6 protein-coding genes are annotated in these 8,280 nt (G+C 64.6%); 1 reads left to right on the forward strand and 5 read right to left on the reverse strand.

The annotated features are described in order from the left end of the window. Positions 1-256 precede the first annotated feature (256 nt). From argB to coaBC, 4 genes are all read right to left on the reverse strand, one after another. Positions 257-1,162 carry an acetylglutamate kinase gene (gene argB, locus ACN0X6_RS24640; RefSeq protein ID WP_417707966.1) on the reverse strand — a complete coding sequence of 302 codons (906 nt, stop codon included), beginning with the start codon at positions 1,160-1,162 and terminating at the stop codon, positions 257-259. Between the two features lie 24 nt (positions 1,163-1,186). Then, positions 1,187-2,581 carry a phosphomannomutase/phosphoglucomutase gene (algC, locus tag ACN0X6_RS24645; RefSeq protein WP_288255919.1) on the reverse strand — a complete coding sequence of 465 codons (1,395 nt, stop codon included), beginning with the start codon at positions 2,579-2,581 and terminating at the stop codon, positions 1,187-1,189. Positions 2,582-3,816: 1,235 nt separating this feature from the next. Continuing rightward, the gene (gene dut / locus ACN0X6_RS24650; RefSeq protein WP_288255868.1) at positions 3,817-4,272 is read right to left on the reverse strand and encodes a dUTP diphosphatase; all 456 of its coding nucleotides are present in this window, start codon (positions 4,270-4,272) and stop codon (positions 3,817-3,819) included. A 2-nt stretch (positions 4,273-4,274) separates the two neighbouring features. Beyond that, positions 4,275-5,483, reverse strand: coding sequence for a bifunctional phosphopantothenoylcysteine decarboxylase/phosphopantothenate--cysteine ligase CoaBC (coaBC, locus tag ACN0X6_RS24655; RefSeq protein ID WP_112211092.1), 1,209 nt, complete (start codon positions 5,481-5,483; stop codon positions 4,275-4,277). 284 nt (positions 5,484-5,767) lie between these two features. On the opposite strand from coaBC, the gene radC reads away from it, so the two are divergent. Further along, complete coding sequence (gene radC / locus ACN0X6_RS24660; RefSeq protein ID WP_417707968.1) at positions 5,768-6,442, forward strand: RadC family protein; 675 nt, start codon at positions 5,768-5,770, stop codon at positions 6,440-6,442. Between the two features lie 87 nt (positions 6,443-6,529). Here the strand turns inward: radC and ACN0X6_RS24665 are convergent, their stop codons facing one another. After that, complete coding sequence (locus ACN0X6_RS24665) at positions 6,530-8,107, reverse strand: ABC transporter substrate-binding protein (RefSeq protein ID WP_417707970.1); 1,578 nt, start codon at positions 8,105-8,107, stop codon at positions 6,530-6,532. Positions 8,108-8,280 lie beyond the last annotated feature (173 nt).

The following is an 8,280-nucleotide window of genomic DNA, read 5'->3' on the forward strand; positions in this document are numbered from 1 at the left end:
TCGCCAGCGATCAGGCGCTCATCGGCGCAGGAAGCAGTGCTTCCAAAAGCGCGCCTCTTCGCCCCGGAGGGAGAGGGGCATTGGAGGGATGCGTGGTGATCGCTTGCCCTCACCCGCCCTTCGGGCACCCCGCTCCGCGCCCCGGCCTGATCGCCAGCGATCAGGCGCTCATCGGCGCAGGAAGCAGTGCTTCCAAAAGCGCGCCTCTTCGCCCCGGAGGGAGAGGGTCATCAGAAGGCCGCGTTGCGGCCGCTGTTTAGGGGCGTTTGCGGTTGCTGATCATGGTACCGTTGCCGATGTCGGTGAAGATTTCCAGCAGCACGGCATTCGGCACGCGGCCATCGATGATGTGCGAGCTGGTCACGCCACCCTGCACCGCTTCCAGCGCGCATTTGATCTTCGGCAGCATGCCGCCGTAGATGGTGCCATCGGCAATGAGATCGTTGACCTGCTCGGTGGTCAGGCCGGTGAGCACCTCGCCCTGCTTGTTCATCAGGCCGGCGATGTTGGTCAGCAGCATCAGTTTCTCGGCCTTCAGCGCCTCGGCCACCTTGCCAGCGACCAGGTCGGCGTTGATGTTGTAGGACTCGCCGCCCGGGCCGACGCCGATGGGCGCGATGACCGGGATGAAGTCGCCCCTGACCAGCATGTTCAGCAGGTCGGTGTTGACCCCGGTGACCTCGCCGACATGACCGATGTCGATGATTTCCGGCTGGGTCATCTCTGGCGTCTGGCGGCTGACCGTGAGCTTCCTGGCGCGGATCAGGCCGGCATCCTTGCCGGTCAGGCCGATGGCGCTGCCGCCATGCTGGTTGATCAGGTTGACGATGCTCTTGTTGACCTGGCCGCCGAGCACCATTTCCACCACGTCCATGGTGGCGGTATCGGTGACGCGCATGCCGTCGATGAAGTGGCTCTCGATGGACAGTCGCTTGAGCAGGTCGCCAATTTGCGGGCCACCGCCGTGCACCACTACCGGGTTGATGCCGACGGCTTTCATCAGCACGATGTCGCGGGCGAAGCCCTGCTTGAGCTCCTCGCTTTCCATGGCGTTGCCGCCGTACTTGATCACCAGGGTCTTGCCGACGAAGCGGCGGATATAGGGCAGGGCTTCGGACAGTACCTTGGCAACCTGGGCAGCGGCGTCACGCTCGAGGGTCATGCAGGGGCTCCTGGAACAAATCGGTCAAAAGGGCAGTTGCAGGTCGGGGGCGACCTTGAGCAGCTGAACACGGAACACGTCCTGGATACGCTCCAGCTCTTCCTGGGTGTCGGCCTCGAAGCGCAGCACCAGCACCGGCGTGGTGTTGGATGCACGAATCAGGCCCCAGCCCTTGGGATAGTCGACGCGCACGCCATCGATGCTGGTGATGTTCGCTTCGCCCCACTGGCCTTCACGCTGCAGGCGTTCGATCATGCCGAACTTGGTCTGCTCGGTGACCTTGATGTTGATTTCCGGCGTTGAAATGTCGCTGGGGAAGGCGCTGAACACCTGCTCGGCGTTGCGTTTTTCGAGGCTGAGGATTTCCAGCAGACGGGCAGCACTGTAGATGCCGTCATCGAAACCGTACCAGCGCTCCTTGAAGAAGATGTGACCGCTCATCTCGCCGGCCAGCAGGGCGCCGGTTTCCTTCATTTTCTTCTTGATCAGCGAGTGGCCGGTCTTCCACATCACCGGGCGACCGCCGTAGCCGCTGATCAGCGGGGTCAGGCGACGGGTGCATTTGACGTCGAAGATGATGTCGGCACCGGGGTTGCGCGAGACCACGTCCTTGGCGAACAGCATCAGCAGGCGATCCGGGTAGACGATGTTGCCGGTGTTGGTCACCACGCCGACGCGGTCACCGTCACCGTCGAAGGCCAGGCCCAGGTCGGCGTTTTCCGCTTTGACGCGGGCGATCAGGTCGACCAGGTTCTCCGGTTTGCCCGGGTCCGGATGGTGGTTGGGGAAGGTGCCGTCCACTTCGCAGAACAGCGGAATGACGCTGCAGCCCAGGGCTTCGATCAGTTGCGGGGCGATCACGCCGGCGGCGCCGTTGCCGCAGTCGACCACCACGCGCAGCGGCTTGGCCATGGCGATGTCGTCACGGATGGTCTTGAAGTAGCGTTGCAGGACGTCGACCTGCTGCACGCTGCCGACGCCGCTGGCCAGGTCGTTGTTGTCCAGGCGGGTCTTCAGCGCGAGGATCTGTTCGTTGGCCAGGGTGTCGCCCGCGATGATGATCTTGAAGCCGTTGTAGTCCGGCGGGTTGTGGCTACCGGTGAGCATCACGGCCGAGCGGCCTTCCAGCACGTTGGCGGCGAAGTACACCACAGGGGTCGGCACCATGCCGATATCGGTCACTTCGCAGCCGCAGTCGAGCAGGCCCTGTACCAGTTGTTGCAGCAGTTCCGGGCCGGAAAGGCGACCGTCGCGGCCGACGATGACCTTGGGCTCGCCCTGGGCCAGGCTCTGCGAGCCGATGGCGCGGCCAATCCAGTAGGCGTATTCGGCGGTCAGGGTGTCGCCCACCACGCCACGGATGTCGTAGGCGCGGAAGATGTCGGCGGGAAGTTTAGGGGCGCTTTGGCGAGTGCTCATTGCGGGATTCTGCTCCAGTCCCAGGAGATCCTGGTCTTCATCGAGAATGTCGATATCGAGGATATCGGTGTCCTGAAACAGCGGGTCGACCAGCTCGGCTGGCTTGGCTGCCGGCTGAGCGGCGGGTGCCGCAGCTGTTCCTTTAACGGGGGTACCGCTGCCTTCAGGGCCACTGCGGCGCGGCAATCGCGCCAGGCTTTGGGCCAGCGCATCGAGAACCGGCATGCTGAGGCTGAAGGCTTTGACGTTCTTACCGGCGGAGAGTTCTTTGAGCATTTGCCCGAGTTGCTGGGCGTCGAGATTGACGCGCCGCTGCAGCGTGCCCTGCACCAGGATCATGCCGATCAGGGCGCCGCCCAGTGCAAGCAGGAACGCGAGGCCGAGCATCGCCGGAGAAATGCCGCCTTGAGCCAGGCCGGGGCCGGGGGTGAAGCTGACCTTCCAGTAGGGATTACCGGTGGCGAAGGTCTGCGCAGCGGCTGCATCGCCTGCCTGACCGCGCTGCAGCAGCACCTGCGGCGGTGTGTTGGCGAACTGCTGCACCAGTTGCACCTGGCCATACTCTGGCGGTAGCGCCGGCACGGCTGCGAGCAGTCGCTGCAGATCGACAGCCAGCAGCAGCGTACCCTGAGCCGGCTGGCTCTCACTCAGGCGCAGCGCCACGGCGCTGTAGGCCAGCCAGCGCTCACCCACGCGATAGGCTTCGGCAGCGGGTTGCTGACCGCTTTCGGTGCGGCGCAGCATGTCCAGGCCGGCGAAGTTCATCGGCGCGGCGCGAGAGGTGTTCTGTACCGCTTCGCCGCGGCGATTGAGATGGGCATCGATCACGCCATCCCAGTAGCCCAGGCGCCGTTCGACTTCACTGACCCGCAGGTTGTCGCCGCTTTGCAGTGCCTGCAGCAGCTCCGGGTTGCGAGCAGCAGCGAGGCTGTCGGCCTGCAATTGCCTGAGCGCCTGCTGCACGGCAGCGGCCTGGCTACTGCCCATGGCCTGCACCAGCTCTGCCTGGCGTGCCTGGCTGCTGCTGTTGTCGGCAAACCATAGCAGCGCGGCGCCAGCGGCCCCGCCGATCAGAGCGGCCAGCAGGCCGGGTAGCAGTGCGCCCTGCAAGGGATTCGCCTTCTTGCCCTTGGGCTTGCTCGGCACCAGGCTGGCAGCCATGTTGGCTTCCTTGGCGGTACGCTTGAAGAGTTTCACGTGGGTGCTCCTCGGCGGGTCGTCCTGTGGGGTATGAGTCAGTGGCTACCGGAGTGGCCGAAGCCGCCGGCGCCACGTTGCGTCTCGTCGAACTGCTCGACCAGCTCGAAGTGGGCCTGCACTACCGGTACCAGCACCAACTGGGCGATACGCTCGCCGATGGCGATGGTGAAAGGCGTCTGGCCACGGTTCCAGCACGACACCATCAGCTCGCCCTGATAATCCGAGTCGATCAGGCCGACCAGGTTGCCGAGGACGATGCCGTGTTTGTGGCCGAGGCCCGAGCGCGGCAGGATCATCGCGGCCAGGCCAGGGTCGCCGATGTAGATCGACAGCCCCGTCGGAATCAGCACGGTCTGGCCTGGCTCGAGGACGATCTGCTCCTTGAGCATGGCGCGCAGGTCGAGGCCGGCGGAACCGGGTGTGGCGTAGTGCGGCAGCGGGAATTCCTGGCCGAGGCGGGGGTCGAGGATCTTGGCTTGCAGAGCGTGCATGGTCAGTTCTTGTTCAGTCGTTCGGCGATAAGGGTGATCAATTGGCGGGCGATCTTGCCCTTGCTGGTCTGGGCGAAGCTGGTTTGCTGCAGCCCACGGTCGATCACGGTGATGGCGTTCTCTTCACTATTGAAGCCGATGCTGGGGTTGGCCACATCATTGGCGACTATCAGGTCGAGATTCTTGTCGCGCAGTTTGCGCGAGGCGTATTCGAGCAGGTTCTCGGTCTCGGCGGCGAAGCCCACGCTGAACGGGCGATCCTCGCGGCCGGCGATGGTGGCGAGGATATCCGGGTTGCGCACCATTTGCAGGAGCATCCCTTCGCCACTGCTGGGGTCTTTCTTCAATTTGTGCTGGGCTACCACTTCCGGGCGGTAGTCGGCCACTGCGGCGGCGGCAATCAGCACGTCACAGGGCATGGCGGCTTCGCAAGCGGCGAGCATGTCGCGGGCGCTGACCACGTCGATGCGGCTGACCCGGTCCGGCGTCGGCAGGTGCACCGGGCCGCTGACCAGCGTCACCCGCGCGCCGGCTTCGGCTGCGGCCTCGGCCAGGGCGAAGCCCATCTTGCCGGAGCTGTGGTTGGTGATGTAGCGCACCGGGTCGATGTTTTCCTGGGTCGGGCCGGCGGTGATCAGGATGTGCAGACCGTCCAGTGCCTGGCGCTGGAAGCAGTCGGCGGCCAACTGGGCCAGATCATTGGGTTCGAGCATGCGACCGAGGCCGACATCGCCGCAGGCCTGGCTGCCTGATGCCGGACCGAACAGGCGCATGCCGCGACTTTGCAGCAGTTCGAGGTTGGCCTGGGTGGCAGCGTCGCGCCACATGGCCTGGTTCATCGCCGGAGCCAGGGCAATCGGCGCGTCGGTGGCCAGTACCAGGGTGGTGAGCAGGTCGTTGGCCACGCCCTGGGCCAGGCGGGCGATGAGGTCGGCGGTGGCCGGGGCGATGAGGATCAGATCGGCCCAGCGCGCCAGCTCGATGTGGCCCATCGCCGCTTCGGCGGCCGGGTCGAGCAGGTCGAGGTGCACGGGGTGGCCGGAGAGGGCCTGCAAGGTCAGCGGGGTGATGAATTCGCGTCCGCCCTGGGTCATCACCACACGGACTTCGGCGCCCTGATCCTTGAGTCGGCGAACCAGTTCGGCGCTCTTGTAGGCAGCAATACCGCCCCCCACGCCGACGATGATGCGTTTGCGATACAGCCGCTGCATAGGCCTGCCTTTTATAAACCGGTGGATGTGCGCCACGCGACCAACGCCTCCCCAGGCCGGCCCCGTGTAAAAAGATGGGCTACGATAGCACAGCGCCCGCAGCGGAACAGCGGGCGCCTGGCTAGATGAGGCACCTCTAAAAAACGTAGGCGAGGCAGCCAGCACAAGGCAAAAACAAGCGAAAAAGCGGAGTTTACGAGCTGTAAATGAGCATTTTGAGCTTGTTTTTAACGCAGTGATGGCAACGCAGGTAGTTTTTAGAGGTGCCGTACAGGGAGGTGTACATGAGCATTCGTGATTGGCCCGCGGCAGAGCGTCCACGGGAGAAATTGCTGGAGCAGGGCGCGGCGTCGCTGACCGATGCCGAACTGCTGGCGATCTTTCTGCGTACCGGGGTGGCCGGCAAGAGCGCAGTGGATCTGGCGCGTTATCTGCTGAGCGAGTTCGGCAGTCTGAGAACCCTTCTGGAAGCCGATCTGCCTGGCTTCAGCCAGCACCTCGGCCTGGGCCCAGCCAAGTACGCGCAACTGCAGGCGGTGCTGGAGATGTCGCGGCGTCATCTGGCCGAGCGCCTGCGTCGCGATTCGGCGCTGGAAAGCCCGCAGGCCGTGCGTGACTACCTCAAGGCGCAGCTGCGCCACGAACCGCATGAGGTATTCGGTTGCCTGTTTTTTGATGCCAAGCACCGCGTGCTGGCGTTCGAGGTGCTGTTTCGCGGCAGTATCGACAGCGCCAGCGTTTATCCCAGGCAGGTGGTCAAACGCGCTCTGGCCAACAATGCTGCGGCCGTCATCCTGACCCATAACCACCCATCCGGCGTAGCGGAGCCCAGCCAGGCCGACCGCGTGCTGACCCTGCGCCTCAAGGAGGCGCTGGCGCTGGTGGATGTGCGCGTGCTCGATCATTTCATCGTCGGCGATGGCGAGCCGCTGTCGATGGCCGAACTCGGCTGGATGTAGCTGGTTCGGGCGTAGGGCGGGTGTCTTAGCCTGTCGCCGGCGAGGATTCAGTGTGTAGGGTGGGCTTCAGCCCACCATGACGATGTCTCATGGCATCATCTGCACCGCAGCGAAATTCTGCCGGCCGAACGGGCTGACCTTGTAGCCCTCGACCTTGGTGCTGAGCAGGGCGAAGGCGGTGGGATGGGCCAACGGCAACCACAGCGCCTGCTCCTGAATGATCTGCTGCGCCTGGTGATAAAGACGGCTGCGCTCATCCTGATCGCTGCTGGTCTTGCCGTCTGCTATCAGCTTGTCCAGCGCTGCGTCGCAGTAACGGGCGAAGTTCAGGCCGGATTGCACCGAGGCGCAGGCGAATTGCGGGGTGAGGAAATTGTCCGGGTCACCGTTGTCGCCGGCCCAGCCCATGAACAGCAGGTCATGCTCGCCGGCCTTGGCGCGGCGGATCAGCTCGCCCCACTCGATCACGCGAATTTCAGCAGCGATGCCGACTTTGGCCAGATCCGCCTGCAGCAGCTGCGCGCCGAGGCTCGGGTTGGGGTTGAGCAGGCTGCCGCTGGGGCGTGTCCAGAGGGTGGTCTTGAAGCCGTCAGCCAGGCCCGCTTCGGCCAGCAGGGCGCGGGCTTTCTCCGGTTCGTGCGCGTAGCCGGGCAGTTCGCTGGCGTAGCTCCAGGTGTTCGGCGGGTAGGGGCCGCTGGCGGGCTCGGCGCTGCCTTCGAAAACGGCCTTGACGTAGCTGGCCTTGTCGAATGCCAGGTTGATCGCCTGGCGCACCTGCGGTTTGTCCAGTGGTGGATGCTGGCTGTTGATGCCGACGAAGGCGGTCATGAACGCGGCGGTCTGCGCGCTTTTCAGTTTGGCGTCGCCGGCGATGGCCTGCACGTCCTGCGGTTTCGGCGACAGGGCGATCTGGCATTCGCCGCGGCGCAGCTTCTGCAGGCGCACGTTGCTGTCCGGCGTGATGGCGAAGATCACCCGATCCACCCCCGGCTTGCCGGTGAAATAGTCCGGGTTGGCGCGATAGCGCACCACGGCATCCTTCTGGAAGCGCTCGAAGACGAACGGGCCGCTGCCGATGGGCGCGCTGTTGAGCTTCTGTGGCGTACCGGCAGCCAGGAGCTTGTCGGCATATTCGGCGGAGTAGATCGAGGCGAAGCCCATGCTCAGGGTGGCGAGGAAGGTGGCATCGCGGCGGTTCAGGGTGATGCGCACGCTATGGGCATCCGGCGCCTCGACCTTGGCGATCAGGCTTGGCCACTGCATCGACTGGGCGTGCGGGTAACCGCTGACGGCGACCTGATGCCAGGGATGCTGGTCGTCGAGCATGCGCTGGAAGCTGAACAGCACGTCTCGGGCGTCGAGCGTGCGGCTGGGCGTGAAGTCGGCGCTGCGGTGAAATGGCACGTCGTCGCGCAGGCTGAAGTCGTAGACCAGACCGTCGTCGGAGATCGACCAGCTGCGCGCCAGGCTCGGCAGCAGTTTGCCCAGCTCGGCGTCGAACTCCACCAGGCGATTCATCAGCATGTCCGCCGAGGCGTTGGTGGTGGTCAGCGAGTTGTACTGCACCACGTCGAAACCTTCGGGGCTGGCCTCGGTGCATACACTGAGGGTGGCGGCCTGAGCCAGGATCGGGGTGCATAGCAGAGCGGCGAGTAGCAGGCGCATGGTGAAGTCCTCATTCCTGGCGTTGACGGCAAGCTTGCAACCCTAGTCGATTTGCCATGCGCTGAATACCTGATCGAGGCGACGAGCGGTCAAATCTTGATCAGGCCCCAACGGGCCGGCCCCCGACGGGTCTGCTGGCTCGGGTTTGGGTTTTATCCTGCGGTTTTCCTTGT

This window comes from Pseudomonas sp., assembly GCF_048269965.1.
Lineage (GTDB): Bacteria > Pseudomonadota > Gammaproteobacteria > Pseudomonadales > Pseudomonadaceae > Aquipseudomonas.